The sequence below is a fragment of the Streptococcus downii genome (assembly GCF_004353325.1).
GTDB lineage: Bacteria > Bacillota > Bacilli > Lactobacillales > Streptococcaceae > Streptococcus > Streptococcus downii.
In genome coordinates, this window is sequence record NZ_MZNX01000006.1 from 87,901 (window position 1) to 88,444 (window position 544).

The following is a 544-nucleotide window of genomic DNA, read 5'->3' on the forward strand; positions in this document are numbered from 1 at the left end:
AGAAACCGGCTGAACCTGAGAAGCCAGCTGAGCCTGAGAAACCAGCTGAGCCTGAGAAACCGATGACTTCTTCAATTCCTGCAGAAGGAGTGACGAACCTTATCTTTGAACTTCCAAGTTTAGAAGTTGTCAATAAGGTGATACCATTCAAGACTATCCGTCGCGAAAATGCCCTACTAGACAAAGGAAAAGAGCAAGTTCTATCAGAAGGTAAGGACGGTCTGCTAGTCGAGTATGTTGAAGTGGACGGTGATAAGCGCAAGGTTGTCCAAACGGAAACAACCCCAGCTCAAGAGCGAGTGATTGAGGTTGGTACTAAACAAAGTTCAGTAGGAACAGAGGCGCCACCTGTTGTGACTCTTCCTGAGCACCCTCTACCAGCTCAACCTGAGAAACCGATGACTTCTTCAATTCCTGCAGAAGGAGTTAAGAACCTTGTCTTTACACTTCCAAGTTTAGAAATTGTCAATAAGGCAGTCCCGTTCAAGACTATCCGTCGCGAAAATGCCCTACTAGACAAAGGAAAAGAGCAAGTTCTATCAGA

Annotated in this window: 1 protein-coding gene; it reads left to right on the top strand. The window is 45.8% G+C overall.

The window, feature by feature from the left end; all coding sequences use genetic code 11:
* Positions 1-544, top strand: a 544-nt coding sequence (locus E2R31_RS09940; protein ID WP_243701287.1) for a G5 domain-containing protein, incomplete at both ends; no start/stop codon positions are given.